Annotated in this window: 13 protein-coding genes; 3 read left to right on the top strand and 10 right to left on the bottom strand. The window is 50.9% G+C overall.

From position 1 onward, the window contains the following. From AC1DSE_RS00005 to AC1DSE_RS00025, 5 genes are all read right to left on the bottom strand, one after another. Positions 1–1,412 (bottom strand): AMP-binding protein (locus AC1DSE_RS00005; RefSeq protein WP_477527292.1); only part of this gene is annotated, 1,412 nt, incomplete at its 3' end. A gap of 15 nt (positions 1,413–1,427) precedes the next feature. Continuing rightward, positions 1,428–3,215, bottom strand: coding sequence for an acyl-CoA dehydrogenase family protein (locus AC1DSE_RS00010; RefSeq protein WP_477527293.1), 1,788 nt, complete (start codon positions 3,213–3,215; stop codon positions 1,428–1,430). A gap of 74 nt (positions 3,216–3,289) precedes the next feature. Then, entirely contained in the window at positions 3,290–4,510 is a 1,221-nt protein-coding gene (locus tag AC1DSE_RS00015) for an acetyl-CoA C-acyltransferase (protein ID WP_477527294.1), read from the bottom strand. Positions 4,511–4,534: 24 nt separating this feature from the next. Continuing rightward, complete coding sequence (locus AC1DSE_RS00020; RefSeq protein WP_477510146.1) at positions 4,535–6,976, bottom strand: 3-hydroxyacyl-CoA dehydrogenase/enoyl-CoA hydratase family protein; 2,442 nt, start codon at positions 6,974–6,976, stop codon at positions 4,535–4,537. 31 nt (positions 6,977–7,007) lie between these two features. Then, the gene (locus tag AC1DSE_RS00025) at positions 7,008–9,275 is read right to left on the bottom strand and encodes a (Fe-S)-binding protein (protein WP_477527295.1); all 2,268 of its coding nucleotides are present in this window, start codon (positions 9,273–9,275) and stop codon (positions 7,008–7,010) included. 237 nt (positions 9,276–9,512) lie between these two features. Here AC1DSE_RS00025 and AC1DSE_RS00030 point away from each other — a divergent pair, with 237 nt between their 5' ends. The 3 genes from AC1DSE_RS00030 (at position 9,513) to AC1DSE_RS00040 (ending at position 12,861) form a co-directional block, all read left to right on the top strand. Continuing rightward, positions 9,513–10,358 (top strand): electron transfer flavoprotein subunit beta/FixA family protein, encoded by an 846-nt coding sequence (locus AC1DSE_RS00030; protein WP_477510227.1) that lies wholly within the window; start codon positions 9,513–9,515, stop codon positions 10,356–10,358. Positions 10,359–10,459: 101 nt separating this feature from the next. Continuing rightward, positions 10,460–10,729 carry a hypothetical protein gene (locus AC1DSE_RS00035; RefSeq protein ID WP_477510144.1) on the top strand — a complete coding sequence of 90 codons (270 nt, stop codon included), beginning with the start codon at positions 10,460–10,462 and terminating at the stop codon, positions 10,727–10,729. A 1,139-nt stretch (positions 10,730–11,868) separates the two neighbouring features. Further along, the gene (locus AC1DSE_RS00040; RefSeq protein WP_477527296.1) at positions 11,869–12,861 is read left to right on the top strand and encodes an electron transfer flavoprotein subunit alpha/FixB family protein; all 993 of its coding nucleotides are present in this window, start codon (positions 11,869–11,871) and stop codon (positions 12,859–12,861) included. Positions 12,862–13,080: 219 nt separating this feature from the next. On the opposite strand, the gene AC1DSE_RS00045 is transcribed toward AC1DSE_RS00040, so the two are convergent. From AC1DSE_RS00045 to AC1DSE_RS00065, 5 genes are all read right to left on the bottom strand, one after another. After that, complete coding sequence (locus tag AC1DSE_RS00045; protein WP_477510909.1) at positions 13,081–13,752, bottom strand: SOS response-associated peptidase; 672 nt, start codon at positions 13,750–13,752, stop codon at positions 13,081–13,083. Between the two features lie 139 nt (positions 13,753–13,891). Further along, a complete protein-coding gene (locus AC1DSE_RS00050) occupies positions 13,892–14,743 on the bottom strand; it encodes a helix-turn-helix domain-containing protein (protein ID WP_441877899.1) in 852 nt (283 codons plus the stop codon). 398 nt (positions 14,744–15,141) lie between these two features. Next, positions 15,142–15,855: a hypothetical protein gene (locus tag AC1DSE_RS00055; protein WP_477510910.1), complete on the bottom strand. Its 714-nt coding sequence runs from the start codon at positions 15,853–15,855 to the stop codon at positions 15,142–15,144. 25 nt (positions 15,856–15,880) lie between these two features. Further along, on the bottom strand, positions 15,881–16,333 hold the full coding sequence (locus AC1DSE_RS00060) for a flavodoxin (RefSeq protein WP_441877895.1): 453 nt from the start codon (positions 16,331–16,333) through the stop codon (positions 15,881–15,883). 30 nt (positions 16,334–16,363) lie between these two features. Beyond that, the gene (locus AC1DSE_RS00065; protein ID WP_477527298.1) at positions 16,364–17,164 is read right to left on the bottom strand and encodes a hypothetical protein; all 801 of its coding nucleotides are present in this window, start codon (positions 17,162–17,164) and stop codon (positions 16,364–16,366) included. Positions 17,165–17,457: the final 293 nt, after the last annotated feature.

The raw sequence follows: 17,457 nt of genomic DNA on the forward strand, positions 1-17,457 counted from the left end.
TCTTCATCCATCGTAGCAAGGTCGCCAGTATGGAGCCAACCATCCCGCAATACCTGATCCGTTTCAGCAGGCTTATTCCAATATCCTCGCATGACCTGCGGACCGCGAACAATTAATTCCCCAAGCTCGCCGATAGGCAGTCTCTCACCGCTCTCAGGATCAATCACTGCCGCATCCGTATCCGGAAAAGGAATGCCGATCGTGCCGATTTTGCGTTTCTCCCATACCGGATTGGCATGTGTGACGGGAGAAGATTCCGACAAGCCATAACCTTCAACAAGCCTTCCGCCAGTTAAAGCTTCGAACTTCTCCTGCACCTCTAGCGGCAATGCCGCTGATCCGCTTACACACACATTAATAGAAGAAAAATCAATTTTTGCCGCGGACTTATGATGGATGAGTGCGACATACATCGTTGGCGCGCCTGGAAAAATGGTAGGTTTCTGCTGATTAATCGTTTGCAGTACCGTCTCCACTTCAAAGCGCGGAAGTAATATAAGCGTTCCCGCACGCAGTACCGACATATTCATTAATACCGTTAATCCAAACACATGAAACAGTGGCAGTGCCGCTAAAAATCTCTCTTTAGCATCCTCCGCTTTATAGCACCAAGTAGATATTTGTATCGTATTGGCAACGAGATTGCGATGAGTCAGCATCACACCTTTTGGCGTTCCTGTTGTGCCGCCTGTATATTGTAGAGCCGCAAGATCAGATCCTTTTGCCGAATCAGGCAGGCTCATATCCGTATGCTTTGCTGCAAGCAGCTTCTTATAAGAAACGACACCAAAGCTGCCATATGGAATATCTGCACGAAAGCCCTCTTTTCGCTGCTTAAGAGGATAAAGTAAGTTTTTCGGAAACGGCAGCCCATCCTTAATCGATGTGATGATCGCATGCTTCAGCTGCGGCAGCGGGCCCGACTCCGGCTGCTTGCCTCGAACCCGAGACAAGCGTGCATAAAGCAGATCAACCGTAATGACAGCAACAGCTCCGCTATCTGCCAGCTGATGCTCAAGCTCCCGCTCCACATAAMGCGGATTCGTCTGAACGACGACGCCGCCTGCAAGCAGCACGCCATAAAAAGCAGCCACTGCCTGCGGGCAATTCGGCAGCATGATTGCCACCCGGTCTCCTTTGGCTATGCCAAGGGAAAGGAGACCATAAGCGAGATTAACCGCATTCTCATGCAGCTCGCGGTATGTTAATATTTTGCCAAGGAAATGCACGGCTGGATGATTTGGATGATGATTAGCCGCATTAATTAAAAACTGGACGATACTCTGATCGGGATAGTGCAGTGAAGGAGAAACCTCTTTCGGGTAATGTTGAAGCCATGGGCGCGCTTGCTCTTCAGATTGAGTGGACGGTTGCTCGGGCAAAGACGGATCTTCCGGTCTGAGCGAATCCATTCATGCTCTCCCCCTTCACACGACATAATGCTCACTGTTAATGACACGAGCGGCAATTGTTCGCTTCAAAGCAACCGTATCAGAGATAGGCGCGCGCATCAGCTTTTTGAGGACGGACAGCTGCATCTGCAGCCCGTCTCCCGTCTCTAGCGCAGCAAGTGCCAGCTTAGCTAGTGACTCAACCCGCTCCATCGCCTCCTGCACAAAAACTGTCGTCATCGCTAAAACATTTTCCGTCTTTTCCGAAGCGACTCCGCGGCTAGCCTTCCATATTTTTTGTGAGCGCAGCAGTGCGCTTTCCATGGCAAAGATGTTGATCATAAGATCAGCAAGAGAACACAGCACCTCTTGTTCCTGCTCCAGCCGCAGTCCCAGCTTCTGAACAGCAAGCCCGCCGATGGCGAGGAAGATTTTTTTCGCTTGACCTACGCGGAACGCTTCTTTGCTAAGCGGCTTTTCAAGAGGCGGAATCGGCATCGGCTGTAGCAGCTCTGCTTGCAATGAACGAGCTTTACGGAGCAGCGGGAGCTCGCCCTTTAACGCTTTTTTCATCAGCGTGCCAGGAATGAGCATCCGATTAATTTCATTCGTGCCTTCAAAAATCCGATTAATTCGCGAATCCCGATAAATTCTTTCCACCTTATACTCGCGAATATAGCCGTAGCCGCCGTGAATCTGCACCCCTTCATCCGCTACAAAATCAAGCGCCTCAGATGCAAAAACCTTTATAATCGAGCATTCAATGGCATATTCTCCGATTGCCTTAGCGACCGTCATGCCTTCAACTGCCGCCCCACCTTCTTCTGTCGTCCGCAGCATCGAATCGATCCAGCCCGCAGTTCGGTAAACCATGCTCTCAAGCACATAAGTACGAATGTTCATATCAGCCAGCTTGGCGCCTATTAACGGATAGGAGGAAATTGCCTTCCCAAATTGCTTCCGCGTATTGGCATAGGCCGATGCAAGCTCAATGGTCTCCTTCGACGAACCGAGGCAAGCTGCTCCAAGCTTAAAGCGTCCTATGTTCAAAATGTTAAATGCGATTTGATGCCCTTTTCCAACCTCCCCAAGCACGTTTTCAACCGGTACCGCCACATCTTCAAAAAATAAAGGGCGTGTTGAAGAACCCTTGATGCCCATCTTATGCTCCTCCGGTCCAATACTGAACCCCGGCATGCCTTTCTCTACAATAAATGCTGTAAAATACTCACCGTCTACCTTCGCATAAACGATAAATAAGTCAGCAAAACCTGCGTTTGTAATATAGAGCTTTGATCCATTAAGAACGTAGTACTTCCCATTTGGCGATAATCTTGCCGTCGTTTTCGCCCCTAGAGCGTCCGAGCCCGATGCTGGTTCAGTTAAGCAATAAGCAGCGATGCGCTCCCCCGTTGCAAGTGCCGGGAGATACGTTTCTTTTTGCTTTGGTGTTCCGAAAAAAACGATCGGCAGCGTGCCGATTCCCGTATGAGCGCCTACCGAAAGCGCAAACGAGGAGGATCTTGCCAACGTTTCTGCGAGCAGCGTCGTGCTTACCTTGTCGAGCCCCAGCCCGCCGTAAGCCTCCGGCACATCTGCGCCCAGCAGGCCAAGCTCGCCTGCTTTGCGCATCAGCTCTACGGTCAGATCATAATTTAAAGCTTCCAGCTCCGCATCGCGCGGCGTTATTTCCGCATCCATGAACTGCTGCGCCGCATCCGCCATCATTCGTTGCTCTTCCGTAAAATCCTCGGGCGTCACGACCGATTCCGGCACACTGTCTTCCACGACAAACCGACCGCCAAAACGTATCGTCTCCGTCATGCGCAGTTCTCCTTTCAGCCAACCGAATATTTTATTTCAGGATGCTGCCAAACTCCCTTATCCGCCTGCCGACCTTATTGGTCTGAGTTATACACTTCAATTACGCCTGCTGCTCCCATGCCTCCGCCAATACACATCGTGACAACGCCAATACCGCCGCCTCTGCGACCAAGCTCATGAATAAGTGACACCGACAGCTTTGTTCCTGTACAACCAAGCGGATGTCCGAGTGCAATAGCCCCGCCGTTCACATTGACGATTTCAGGATTAATGCCAAGCTCCTTAATGATAGGGACGCACTGCGCCGCAAACGCTTCATTTAGCTCAAACAGATCGACCTGTTCAAGCGTAATTCCCGCTTTCTTAAGCGCTTTAGGCACGGCTTCAATGGGACCGATGCCCATAACCTCAGGAGCAACGCCAGCTACACTGAAACCGCGGAATACGGCGAGCGGACGATAGCCCAGCTCCTCCGCACGTGCCCTGCTCATCACAATTACCGCAGCTGCTCCATCGCTCATTTGGGAAGTATTGCCCGCTGTAACCGTACCTTCTCTTGCAAAAGAGGGCTTGAGCGGCGCCAACGTCTGAACCGTCGTCTCCGGCCGGACGCCTTCATCTGTATCGAAAGTGATCACTTTCGACCATGGACGGCCAGCATCGTTCACGCCGGAGCGGCTGGTCGTTATCGGCACGATCTCGGCTTGGAAGCGTCCTGCTTCAATAGCTGCTGCCGCCTTGCGATGGCTGGATGCTGCAAACGCATCCTGCTCCTCACGCGTCACCCCATACCGGCGGGCAACCTCTTCAGCCGTATGGCCCATCCCCATATAAACCTCTGGCATCGTATCGACAATCGCAGGATGCGGCGACAGCCTGAAGCCGGTCATCGGCACATGGCTCATGCTCTCCACTCCGCCAGCAGCAATAACGTCCGCATCGCCAAGCCTAATTCGCTCCGCTGCATAAGCGATTGCTTGAAGGCCTGATGCACAAAAGCGGTTAATCGTTACTGCTGGCGTCGTCACCGGCAATCCCGAATAAAGTGAGATCGTGCGCGCCATATTCAAGCCTTGTTCTCCTTCGGGCATTGCGCAGCCAATGATGACATCCTCTATAAGCTCGGGCAACAAGCCGGGCAGACTCTCAAGCGCACCTTGCAGCACAGCTCGCCCAAGATCCTCTGCCCTCGTCTCAGCAAGGCTCCCCTTTGATGCTTTGCCGACCGCCGTCCTCACCGCAGCAACGATAACGGCATCACGAGCGTGATCTTCAAACGGTGATGAAGCTGACATTTCACTCTCCCCCTTCGTTTTAGGCTAGTTGCGCAGCGGCTTGCCTGTCGCGAGCATATGGCTCATACGCTCCTGTGTCTTGCGCTCGCCGCATAGGCTGAGGAATGCTTCGCATTCCAAATCGAGCAAATATTGCTCGCTCACTTCAGCGCCTGGCTGAATGTCCCCGCCCGCGAGTACAGAACCAAGCTTGCCAGCGATAAGCGCGTCATGCTCACTAATATGGCCGCTAAGCTGCATCGCTTGCACCGCTACCTTAAGCACCGCTCTGCCTTCTCGTCCGGCAACGCGAATACGCTCCTCCGCTGGCGGCGAGTAGCCCGCCCGGTCCAGCTCCAGCACCGCCCGCTTCGCCTCGGCTATCCGTGCCTCCTGCCGCATAATGACCTTATCCTGCGGCCGCATCAATCCCAAACGGCGCACCTCGTAGCCGCTGGTTGATGATTTGGCCAGCGCAATCGTCTCAAACAGCGCATTCAAATGCGGCTGCAGGTCTCCGCCTGGCTTGCCGCCATTCGCAATAAAGGCCCGTTCAGCTGCCATCGCAGCCGCTTCCTTGCAGCCCCCGCCCGCAGGAATAAGGCCAACTCCCGTTTCCACCAATCCAAAGTATGTCTCTGGCGAATAAATAATGCGATCAGCAGGCAAGCATGCTTCTACTCCGCCGCCCAGCGTCATTCGGTGCGGAGCAGCTACGACAGGACGGTCAAGCCGCTTAAGCCCAAGCATACTGCTCTGGAAGAAACGAATAATATCCTCCACTTCATCCCATTCGCCGCTTTGCGCCTCCATTAATAGCAGCATCAGGTTTGCTCCTACACAGAAGTTTTTCCCCTCATTCGCTATCACAAGCCCGCGCCAATTTTGTGACACCTCCTCTGTGCTTTGCCGAATCGCCGATAAAATATCACCCCCGATGGCATTGTTAGGCGAATGGAATTCCAGCAGTACAACGTCATCGCCAATATCGATTAGACTAGCGCCTGAGGTGGACAATACCGTTTTTCCGGCAGCCTTTAATGCCGTTAAGGAAACCGAATCTGCTTCCTCTACCTCTCTCTTGTATGCTCCGCTTGCAGCATAAACCCGCTCTGTTCCCTCCACCTTATAGAAGCTTTCATGTCCGGCTTCCAGCCAAGCTGACACCCACTCTGGGATTGCATCGCCCTCCTTCTGCATTTGCTGCACCGATTTGCGAAGCCCTATCGCATCCCACAGCTCGAACGGTCCAAGCTCCCAGTTAAAGCCCCAGCGCATTGCGCGGTCGATATCCGAGATTGAATCCGCAATGACACCGATTTGTGCCGCTGCATAAAGCAGCGTTTTTTTGATAGTGGACCATGCAAATTTAGCGTAGCGGTTCTGCGGGTCTGTGCGAAGCAGCGCCTTCACTTTTGCCGCCGCACCCTTCGCAGCCTTAGACGCATCAATAACAGTTGAGTTGACTGACCGCTTAGGCCCATACTCGAGTGTATCCAGCTTAAGCGATTCAATCTCACTGCCCCCTTTCCCCTTCACCTTTCGGTAAAAGCCCGCACCCGTTTTCTCACCTAGCCGTCCCGATGCTGCAAGCTTCTCTAGCAGGGGCGGCCTCGCAAAAACCTTTTGCTCCGCTGGATCGCTGCTCCGCTCCCGCACATTATCCACGACATGCAGCAGCGTATCTAACCCAACCAAATCGAGCATACGCAGTGTCGCCGTCTTCGGCCTTCCCATCGCCGGACCGGTCAAGGCATCCGCTTCCTCTACCGTCAGCCCAAATGCCAGCGTATCCTCAAGCGTAACGAGCATGCCGTAAGTGCCAATTCGGTTCGCAATGAAGTTAGGCGTATCCTTCGCCAGTACGACCCCCTTGCCAAGCCGCTTCTCGCACACCTCCGTCAACAGCTGAATAACCTCGATAGTGGTGTCTTCTGTAGGCACGATCTCAACTAGCTTCATATACCGCGGCGGGTTGAAAAAATGGGTTACCGCAAAATGCTGCCGAAACTCCTTGCTTCTCCCCTCTGCCATGGACGCCGCCGATAATCCCGACGTATTCGTAGAAACGATGCTGCCTGGGCGGCGTGCGGATTCAACCTTTGCAAGCACATCACATTTAATGTCGAGCCGCTCCACAACCGCTTCTACAATCCAGTCTGCCTCGCCCAGCAGCTCTAGATGATCGGTCAAATTACCCGGCGTAATGCGTGATGACCAAGCTGGATCGTAGAGCTGCGCGGGTTGTGACTTGCCCATTTTTGCTATCGCCGCATTTGCGAGTCGATTGCGCACCTTGGCATCAGAGAGCGTAAGCCCCTGTCGTTCTTCCTCTGCCGTCAGCGAATGCGGAACAATGTCCAGCAGCGTCACTCGCATCCCCGCATTGGCCAAATGTGCAGCGATGCCGGCCCCCATTACGCCGGAGCCGATCACTGCGGCTCTGCGAATCGTGCTTGAGTTATTTTGCGATGCTTGTGTCGTCATAGCCTCCTCCTCCTTTTTGACAAACAGCGGCTTATTCGCCAAAAACACTTTCGGCAAGCAACTCCGCCACATCACGTGCGATTACCTTCTCATCCGCACCCAGCGCCTTTAAACCATCCTCCATCATCGTTAGGCAATAGGGGCAGGCAGAGCTGATGACCGATGGTTTCACTTCAAGTGCTTGAGCGGTTCGAGCATGGTTGATGCGAGTTCCAGAATGCTCCTCCATCCACATGAGACCGCCCCCCGCCCCGCAGCACATGCCGTTTGAGCCCGAGCGCTCCATCTCTTCAATCGATATGCCTGGAATGGAGCGAAGCAGGCTGCGCGGCGCTTCATACGTATCGTTGTAACGGCCGAGGTAACAAGAATCATGCACGGTTACTCGCTCCTCAATCTTATGCTCCGGCTTCAATAAACCTTCCTCAAGCAGGCGAGAGAGCATTTCGGTATGATGCTCCACGATGATGCTAGGGCTAAGACCGAAGTCAGGATATTCATTTTTGAACGTGTTATACGTATGTGGGCAAGCGGTCACGATCTGTGTTACGCCATATTTGTTAAGCGTTTCTATATTCTCGCGGCATAGCTCTTGGAAAAGCAGTTCATTGCCGATTCGTCTAGCTGTATCGCCAGAGCTTTTTTCCTCCAATCCCAGCGTAGCGAAGTTGATACCCGCATGATCCAGCAGCCTAACCACATCGTACAAAACACGGCGGCTCCGCATGTCATACGCGCCCATCGATCCCGCCCATAGCAGCACATCTGCTTTTTTGCCCTGCTTCTTGAGCTCCTGCATCGTCGGCACTTGAATGCCGGTTCTGCTCTCGCAATCGTTAATCCAAGCCGCCCGCTCGGCACGCGGCAAGCCCCATGGATTGCTTTGCCGCTCGATGTTTTGCAGCGCGCGCTGCCCATCAGACGGCAGCCTCCCTTCCATCAGCACCAAGTAACGGCGCATATCGATAATTTTGTCGACATGCTCATTGCCAACCGGGCATTGCTCCTCGCAATTCCGGCAGGTCGTACATGCCCACAGCTCCTCTTCGGTCAACACCTCGCCGATCAGCTCTACCTCCTCTGGCTTAGCACTCTCTTTTATATTCCATGCCCCAGCCTGCGCAGCCATGGTTGGCGCTATGTTTGTGCCCCATTCGGATTCAGCTTCCCAAGCAGGAAGCACCGCTCCCATCACATGGGCATGAGGCTCACGCGATTTCGAATGCAGCAGGCTGGCTGGAAGCCATGGTGACTTGGACGTTATGGCAGCGCCTTTTTCGGTCAAATGATCCCTCAGCTTCACAATAAGATGCATCGGCGAGAGCAGCTTGCCGGTGCTCGATGCCGGACAAACATTCGTACAGCGGCCGCATTCCACGCATGCATACAAATCTAGCATCTGTTTTTGCGAGAAATGCTCAACCTTCCCTGCACCAAAGGACTCCGCTTCCTCATCCTCTAGGTTAAGCGGCACAAGTCGGCCGGGAGGCGTGCTGCGTCTGAACCAAAGATTCACAGGCGCTGTCAATAAATGAAAATGCTTTGATTGCGGCACGTACACAAGAAAGCTAAGCAGAACCAGAAGATGCAGCCACCAAAACAATTCAAACCCTGCATGGGCTGCGGTGCTTTGCGGCTGTATACCTGCACTCTCAAGCATAGTGGCCAAGGGAGCGCTCACTGGTGCGAACTTCGCCTCAACGATGGCTTCAGTGGACCCATGCACCAAAGCATTCTGGCCCATGCGCTCTTCCGCAGCCAATCGCTCGAATGCTAATGAGAATAAAACAGTCAGCATCAACGAGCCAATAAACCACATAACGAGCGAAGGTTTCCACCCCCGCTTAAGCCGCGGGAGCCGTTCCCCRTAACGCCGGAAAGCACCGTACAGCACAGCTGCAAAAACGAGCGTAACGGTCATCTCCTGCGTCAGCGAGAACCAATTATAATAGGGCAGCGGCAGCGGTACACCTTGGTTCAGCCCTTTCCAAACCAAGTCCGCCGCACCAAACTGAAGCACAATAAAGCCATAAAAATAAACCAAATGCATCACGCCGCTTCTCACATCGTTCAGCAGCTTACGATGGCCTAGCACTTGTGAGRCAAAGCCGGATTTACTGCCTGACTTGCGTCGATACCGCGAAAAAACCGCCGGCACCCCAAGCCTCATATACAAGATGCGCCGCTGTACAACCATTGCGAACATGGTAATAGCAAACAGCACAACCGCCGCGAATAATGCCCATCTTCCCCCTATCAACCATTGATCGACATTCCTAAGTGCCAAAAAAGATGGCATACGCCCCGCCTCCCTTATATGCCGGCTATAAAACCGAGCACCTACGCGCGCAGTAGTCGGACAAGTATTGAAGCGCTTACAAAAATAGCCGCGGTGCTCCATGTATATGAGCTTTAGGCCTTGAACATGCCGCACAGCGGGCAATTGCAGGGCGGTCTATTCAATTCCAAGACAGCATATCCTAGCACTGATGGACAGTGTCAACAAATTAGCGGTACAAGTGAGGGAGCTTCTATGCTGAAAATAGTTGTGCTTCTCAAGCAAACGTTCGATACCGAGGAAAAAATCATTGTAACACCTGCTGGCGTTGACGAAAGTGACGCCAAATTTGTAATCAATCCCTACGATGAATACGCACTCGAGGAAGCCATTCGCCAGCGGGAGCAGCTCGGCGGCGAGGTCATCGTGATCACCTGCGGTGCCGAACGCTCGCAAGAGGCGCTCCGAACCGCTTTGGCTATCGGAGCAGATGAAGCTATTCGGCTTGATAGCGCAGATTTGTCCGATGACAACTCAGCCGTCGCTGCTGCTCTTGCTGCCGTAATTAGGCCGCTCTCTCCTGACTTGCTGCTAGCCGGCTTGTTTGCAGTAGACAGCGGCGCTGGAAGCGTAGCTCTGCAAATTGCCGAGCTGCTGCACTTGCCTCATGCAGCTTCAGCTGTGAAGGTCACCATCTTAACTGCTGGGGAGCTTGGCTCCCTGCCTGCCGATGGACTTCTCAGCTCACCTACTGCTGGGAGCGCTGAGCGTTACGCATTAGTTGAGCGCGATGTTGAAGGAGATACCGAAACGGTATCGATTCCACTTCCTGCGCTCATTACCGCTCAGCAAGGACTAAACGAGCCGCGTTATCCGTCGCTGCCAGGCATTATGAAAGCGAAGCGCAAGCCGCTTCGCACAATAACGGCTGCTGAGCTGATCGCCAGTGGCGAGCTTTCACTTGAAAGCGTTTCGCCTCGCACGGCGCGCACGCAGCTGCTCCCGCCGCCTCCGCGCGCAGCGGGCAAACGGCTCCCCGGCGACCCGGCCGAGCAAGCCGCAGCTCTTGTGTCTCTGCTGCGAAAGGAAGCGAAGCTTCTTTGAGTTCGCGACTATTTTATAGTTGGGAGCTGTAAGGGGTAGTGGAGTTGGGCTGGGGGATGTTGGGATTGGAGCTGAGCTGATCGCTAGTGGTGAGATTTCACTTGAAAGTGTTGCGCCGCGAACCGTGCGCACGCAGATGCCCCCGCCGCCTCTTTGCGCTGCTGGAAAATGGCTCCCCGGGCGAGCCGGCAGAGCAAGCAGCGCAAGCAGAGCAAGCAGAGCAAGCAGAGCAAGCAGAGCAAGCAGAGCAAGCAGAGCAAGCAGAGCAAGCAGAGCAAGCAGAGCAAGCAGAGCAAGCAGAGCAAGCAGAGCAAGCAGAGCAAGCAGCAGCAATTGTCTCGCCACTGCGGGAGGAAGGGAAGCTTCTTTAGGACGTGACTTTTTATTATAGTTGGGACTGTTCAGGGGTAGTCGAGTTTGGCTGGGGGAGGTTGGGATTGGAGCTAAGCTGATCGCCAGTGGCGAGCTTTCACTAGAAGGCGAGTTTCGCCACGTACTGCGTGCACGCAGCTCCCCCCCCTCCACCTCCGTGCACTGCAGGCAAATGGCTTACCCGGCGAGCCAGCCCAGCAAGCAGCACTTGTCTCGCCCCTGCAGGAGCAAAGAAAGCTTCTATAGGAACATGACTTATTCAGTGTAGTTGGACTGTTCAGGGGTAGTGGAGATTGGCTGGGGGATTTAGCTAGTGGAGTAGGTAGTAAATTTGTGTTGAGGCATGTTGGTATTGGGCAGGTAGTAAATTTGTGTTAAGGCATGTTGGTATTGGGCAGGTAGTGGATTTGTGCTGAGGCATGTTGGTATTGGGCAGGTAGTGGATTTGTGCTGAGGCATGTTGGTATTGGGCAGGTAGTGGATTTGTGCTGAGGCATGTTGGTATTAGAGCAGAAATGATGCAGAGACATTTGACAAGAACTGAATAGTTACTGGTTACTAGACAATTTAGTTAGTTCTCTTGTTGATAGAGTGGCTCAAATCAAAAGCAGTGTTTGACCAACATTGGACTTTGGTAATTAATCAAACCTTCCCAATTAACGGACATCAGATGCCTTATTTGCTGTAAAACCTTCTATTTCTCGATCTAACGGACATAGGTTCCCTTATTTCATAAAATATCGAGCGTTTGGGTGCCATTTAGGGCAAATAACGGATCTCATGTCCGTTAAATTGTAATTTAGCCCTTAAATACAGAAATAACGGATCTCATGTCCGTTAGATAATAATTTATGCCCCTAAATTCAGAAATAACGGATCTCATGTCCGTTAGATAATAATTTATGCCCCTAAATTCAGAAATAACGGATCTCATGTCCGTTAGAAAAGTAACTTCACCCTAAAACCCAGAAGTAGCGGCTCTCATGTCCGTTAGAAAAGTAACTTCGCCCTAAAACCCAGAAATAACAGCTCTCATGTCCGTTAAGACGATACCTAAACAGGGCAATCACTGATTATAGAGTTGAACGTGTAAGAGCTAAGCTTATTCGTAAAAGCTGTGGAAGAGGAGCTGTATCCTATGTCCAAAACCATTCTCGTATTTGCAGAAAGCCGGAATGGCGCGCTGCGCCGAGTGGCGCTCGAGGCACTCGGCGCAGCGCGCCGGCTCGCAGGCAAGGACGGCCATGTCCACGCCGTCCTTGCCTGCTTCGGCGGTGCGGCGGATGAAGCCGCCGCACTGATCGCGCGGGGCGCGGACGTCGTGCATATCGCCGACGATCCGGCCCTTCGCGCCTTTGCGCCCGAGGCGTACATCGCCGCCCTCGGCGCAGCCATAACTGCGGTGCGGCCGGACGCGCTATTGCTCGGCCACACCGCTTTGGGGCGCGAGCTCGCGCCCCGAGTGGCCGCTGCCCATGGCGCTGGCCACATCGCTGACGTCATTGCCATCGAAACATCTGACGATGGCAATGACGTCTTATTTACCCGCCCGCTCTACGCCGGCAAGGCGTTCGAGCGGCGCAGCTTTATTTCGGGCGCGACGTGGGTCATCACGGTGCGCCCGAACAACTTGCCGGCGGCAGAACCACTGGACGCCGCCGATATAAAGGGCACCGCAGCGGAGCTGCCGTTCACGGTGCCGCCGCTTTATACCGCCGTGCGCAGCCTTGTGCGCCGCGCCGGCGGGCAGCTTGATCTTGCCGAAGCCGACGTCGTCGTGTCCGGCGGCCGAGGCGTTCGCAGCGCAGCAGGTTTTGAGCCGCTGCAAGCGATGGCAACAGCGCTCGGGGGCGCAGTCGGCGCCTCTCGCGGCGCATGCGATGCCGGCTACTGTGATTATGCCCTCCAAATCGGGCAAACCGGCAAAGTTGTTACACCTCAGCTCTATATTGCCTGCGGAATCAGCGGCGCTATTCAACATCTGGCGGGTATGAGCCAATCTCGCGTCATTGTCGCTATCAACAAAGACCCCGATGCCCCTATTTTCAGCGTTGCTGATTATGGCATCGTAGGCGATTTATTCGAGGTCGTTCCGCTATTAACAACAGAGCTCCAACGCGCTCGCGCTTAAATGTCCTAGTTTTCATCTAATTGCCTCTCACCCGTATCGTGCTTAAAATTTTTTACTTAAGTTGATTCCATTTACAACCAACTAAATCATTATATATCTGATTCAAGCACCTAACCCCGTCCACTAAAAAATCAAAAAAAGGCGTCTACCCTGTTTCGGCCGCATACAGAGCCGAGTCAGAGATAGGACGCCTTTTTGGTTAACTACACTTCATTTTACTTAAGCAAAATCAGGACGGATTTCACGGATGCAATCCGGCGATTCGTACAGATCATCATGCACCGCATTCGTTACCGGGTAGGCGCGCATGAGATAAGTGTCCATAGCCTCTAAATGCTTCCGCAATCCACTGAATTCGGTAATACGCGGATTGAGCCAATCTTCCATACCATCTTCGTCCAAAATAACCGGAACTCGAGGCTGCCACACCGACATCGCTCCTGTCGAAGCTGCGGTAATCATAGTGAAGGCACGCACTTCCTTGCCGCTCACGTTTTTCCAGCAGTCGTAAATGCCCGCTATGCCAAAAAGCTGCTGGCTTGGAACAACGATATGCATCGCCCTCGGATCACGCTCTTTTCCGAATTGCTTTTGACCAAAAAAGCCGCTGCATGGCAGCACACATCTTTGTCTGCGAAGCATTCTTTCTAAGAAAGGCTTCTCGGACAATGTCATATGATCTGCATTAACCGCATCCTTCGCCCAAAAAGGAAACAGCCCCCATCTCGATTCCTCCATTGTCCGCTGATCAAATCGATCATTCATGACAATCGAAACCATCTGAGTCGGAGCTGCATTAAATCGGTTTGTATGCCCCCGAATTACTTTTCCTACCTGAAACATATCCACTATATCGCCAATATCTGCTGTTAACGAAAACCGTTCAATCATCGCGACCACCCTTTTCACGTTGTTGAATCCAGTTTTTGTTAAAGTCGCGATATTTATGCAACGTTCCTATTCAGAATATTAGAAAGTCTAAACAACAGTTTGCCGAAAATAGTTCCTCTACTCTTCAAAACCCTTCGACCTACATCGTAAATCTTTTTCGGAATTTAAGAGGAGGCATTCCCGTATGGGATGCAAACAGCCTTGAGAAATGCGGCGTCTGCCGGAAGCCTGTTTCCTCTGCTACTTTTGCAATCGTCCAATCTGTCTTAATAAGCAGCAGCTTTGCTTGATCGAGTCTATAATAAAGCAAATATTGCTGCGGCGTACAATCAAAAACCTCACTCATGCAGCGAGTAATATAATTCGTATGTAACTCCAGCACATCACTCAGCATCGTGTTGCTGATTGGTGTACGATAATTCAGCTTTAAGTAGGCAGCCGCACGCTCTGCTACCGATACGGCAGCTTTAGCCGCATCCGAGCGCCAGCCTTCGTCCAGCATTTGAAGCAAATGCAGAAACCGTTGCTGCCGATCCCAGAACGCGCCATGTGACGAGCCTTTGGAAGCCTCATGCAATTGCGAGAAAATAAGACTCGCTTCATCCGTGTAGGTAAGCTTCATTTGTTTAGGCAGACGAATGGCATAAGTGTAGTAGTCCCCTCTAAGCGATCCACTTTGATTGCCTACCGTCTCCTCCCAAGCGCCTACTGTTTGAAAATGAATCCAATCAAACACAGTCTCTTCCTCGCATGGACGTGTAGAATAATGCCAGCGGTCCGGCCTTAAAATAAGCACATCTCCAGGACCGAGCGTCCATCTGCGATTATCCTCTGCTACATGCAGTGCTCCCTTGTTCACATACAACAAATCAAATACGCCGAGGTTCGTCCGATTCGGATGCTCCTCGCCCGCACGATAAACCAAACGGTTGGATTCTATGAAAAATGGCAATGGTGGTGAACGAAACGTTAGTAATAGCTCCTCTGACAACCTAATCTCTCTCCTTCTAAAGTTTTGCATAGCAAAACTTACTTCGTAAGCATGAGCTTTGTTTTGCATAGCAAAAACTTCTTCATACTCATAACCTTTGTTTTGCGCAGCAAAACTCTCTCCATAAACATTAATCCAGTTTTTGCATAGCAAAGCCTGCCATCCTAGCCTATGCTCAATTTACCTAGCAAAACTTGCCTTAAAAAGCATACGCTTACTTTTTCACAGTAAAATAAACTTCACAATTAATAATCATGTGTAAATGTGCAAAAAATGACTACTGCTCATGTTACTTGAAAACCATTTCATTTGTCTACAACAAAAGAAATCCCCCACCATTCCGCTTCCGGAAATGACTTGGGGGATTTGCAAATTTTGTATTATTTTCAGCAGCAATTTCACATCACCAGCTGTACATCCGAGCCCGAATTAACCTTAAAGAAATCTACGTCCGGCAGCAAGCTTTTGACCAAAAACATATAATCATAAGAAAGCTCAAGCGATTGCTCGTCAGGCACGAACACGACCTGCTTACCGCTTAAAAGGGAGAACACCTCGATTCGGTCAGGGAGCTTCTCGAATGCACTCATACAAAATACCGATGTCATATGAAAATATAGATTAAGAGCGTCTTCATCTGTATCTACTGCTAGCTTTTGAACTATATAATGATCAAGCGAATCCTCTTGCTCGGCAGAAACCAAATGAAAGATTTGTGAAATCTCCAAATCGAGCTCCTCTACATAAGCCGTCATTTGCTCATAAAAGATAATCGGCATACTCGGTGCTCCGCCTCCAAGCAAGAAGGCTGCCAAATGCTCCTTAATCGTTTGCTTCATTTGCAAGAAATGCTCGTCGGAATGAAATTTATAATTGCGATTCGTCCACCAATTCTCAACGGAAGTATGTATCGTTTCTACTCCGCGGGTCTCTTTGGACTGACGATAAAAGTCGTTTACCGTGTGGCTGGCTGCATATTGAACAAGCTGCCGCCAATTCACGTCACTTTCCTGCTTGCGACCGGATTTTCTTCGAGCGAACCGTTCGGGGCAACGCAGCAGCTCTTCTAGCTTATAGTCTTCCACTCTCAAAATCGCTGGCAACTGCTCCATTACAAAGTCCGCCTTTCTCGTTCCACTATCCGGCTACCGCTACAAGACCCGCAATTTGGCGTCCTAATCTTCTTCCTTGCTCTTTCTCTTCTTCCGACGCGTTATATTCAAATTTAATGCACTCTCCCGCAATTTCTGCGCCGAGCTCCTTCAGCTTCGCTTCAATTGTATCTACAGCGCCGCAATAGATTGGGTATGATGTATCACCTGAGCCAAATACGGCTGCTTTCTTGCCGCTAAGATCAAGTCCATCCATTTCTTCGAAGAAGTCGAGAAATTCATCCGGAAGCTCACCGTCTCCCCATGTGTAGGCGCCTATAATAATCGCGTCATAATGATTCAGCTCATCTGCAGTAGCATCAAAGGCCTCTTTAGAAACAACCTCGGCACCCGCTTCCTTAGCGCCTTCTACTATCGCCTCGGCCATTTCTTCTGTATTTCCGGTCATGCTAGCATACACCACAAGTATTTTGGGCATCTTTTTTCCTCCGCTTTCTATTTTTTGTCGTTAGACATTTATCGTTTGAATGCCTTGGAAAAGCGTAGCGAGATACAGATTTCCATCTTGCATATCAATATCTGTTACAGGATAACCAAGTTTAACGGATAGAAGAGTTACTTGATTACACAAATAAGTAAGCTGGAATAATCCGCGATCCGTACATACATAAACCTCATTGCCCTTCGCCTGCACAGAAAAAATAAAAAGTTTGCCGAATCTTATCCGGTCAAATCTTCCTTTTTTATCGCCAATAAACAGCTCGCCTTGATCGCTCGTTCCAATTAAGTGGCCTCTGAATACCGCTAAGCTTGTTACACTTGCATCCAGCTCAAAATGAGCCCAATCATCCATAAAACGATCATATAAAGAGATGCCGCTCTCATGCGAAATAATCAAATATTGAGGCAAATTCATAAAATCATATAYACGTTTATCTTGGCATGCTATTTGCTCCCATTTGGAGCTAGCCTTGGACCAAAGCCCATATTCCGTTGCAACATAGCTGCTTCCACCGATCTTGCGATACTGATAACTAGGAATCAATATGCCATCATTGACCCATGCTTCTCCGTTCCATTCATATAAGCCGCTGCTTGAGCAGGCATGCAGCAAATCATGCTGCAACTGCAGCCGATTTACATTAGTCTGGTCTTCCATGCCTTGATCAAGCTTCTTCCATTCTCCTTCAGCATCGATTTGGTAAATCCCGTGACCGACTGAAGCGGCATACAAGCTATCAGCTCCTGCTTTAACGGACGAGAAGGGAAAGAGCAGCCAATTCCAAGGCTTGCTCGTTTCAGTCTGCATGTCTCTCACTCCTATAAAAATAATCGTTATATCGTTATCCATTCACTAATAATGCAATATGTTTCGTTTCTTATAAGGTGTTATTGGGGATGTCTATCCAAACTCTTTCATGGCAGTAGTAAAAGAACAACACCATATAGTGATAATGATTATCACTTTCGTATACATGATAACCATTCTCAATAATAATGTCAATCCTGTTCTTCATTTATTCTTCATTCATGCTCTTCTACTTCTCTATCATTTAGTAGTTGATCATCCATCCCATACAAACACACATATCCGCAAATATA

The sequence above is a fragment of the Paenibacillus sp. 01L418 genome, assembly GCF_056400045.1.

Excerpts from the sequence above, each read along its gene's own strand:
- AC1DSE_RS00055 (WP_477510910.1), bottom strand. The coding sequence starts at position 15,855 with ATGGAGCAGTTGCCAGCGATTTTGAGAGTGGAAGACTATAAGCTAGAA.
- AC1DSE_RS00040 (WP_477527296.1), top strand. The coding sequence starts at position 11,869 with ATGTCCAAAACCATTCTCGTATTTGCAGAAAGCCGGAATGGCGCGCTG.
- AC1DSE_RS00020 (WP_477510146.1), bottom strand. The coding sequence starts at position 6,976 with ATGACGACACAAGCATCGCAAAATAACTCAAGCACGATTCGCAGAGCC.
- AC1DSE_RS00015 (WP_477527294.1), bottom strand. The coding sequence starts at position 4,510 with ATGTCAGCTTCATCACCGTTTGAAGATCACGCTCGTGATGCCGTTATC.
- AC1DSE_RS00010 (WP_477527293.1), bottom strand. The coding sequence starts at position 3,215 with ATGACGGAGACGATACGTTTTGGCGGTCGGTTTGTCGTGGAAGACAGT.
- AC1DSE_RS00045 (WP_477510909.1), bottom strand. The coding sequence starts at position 13,752 with ATGATTGAACGGTTTTCGTTAACAGCAGATATTGGCGATATAGTGGAT.
- AC1DSE_RS00060 (WP_441877895.1), bottom strand. The coding sequence starts at position 16,333 with ATGCCCAAAATACTTGTGGTGTATGCTAGCATGACCGGAAATACAGAA.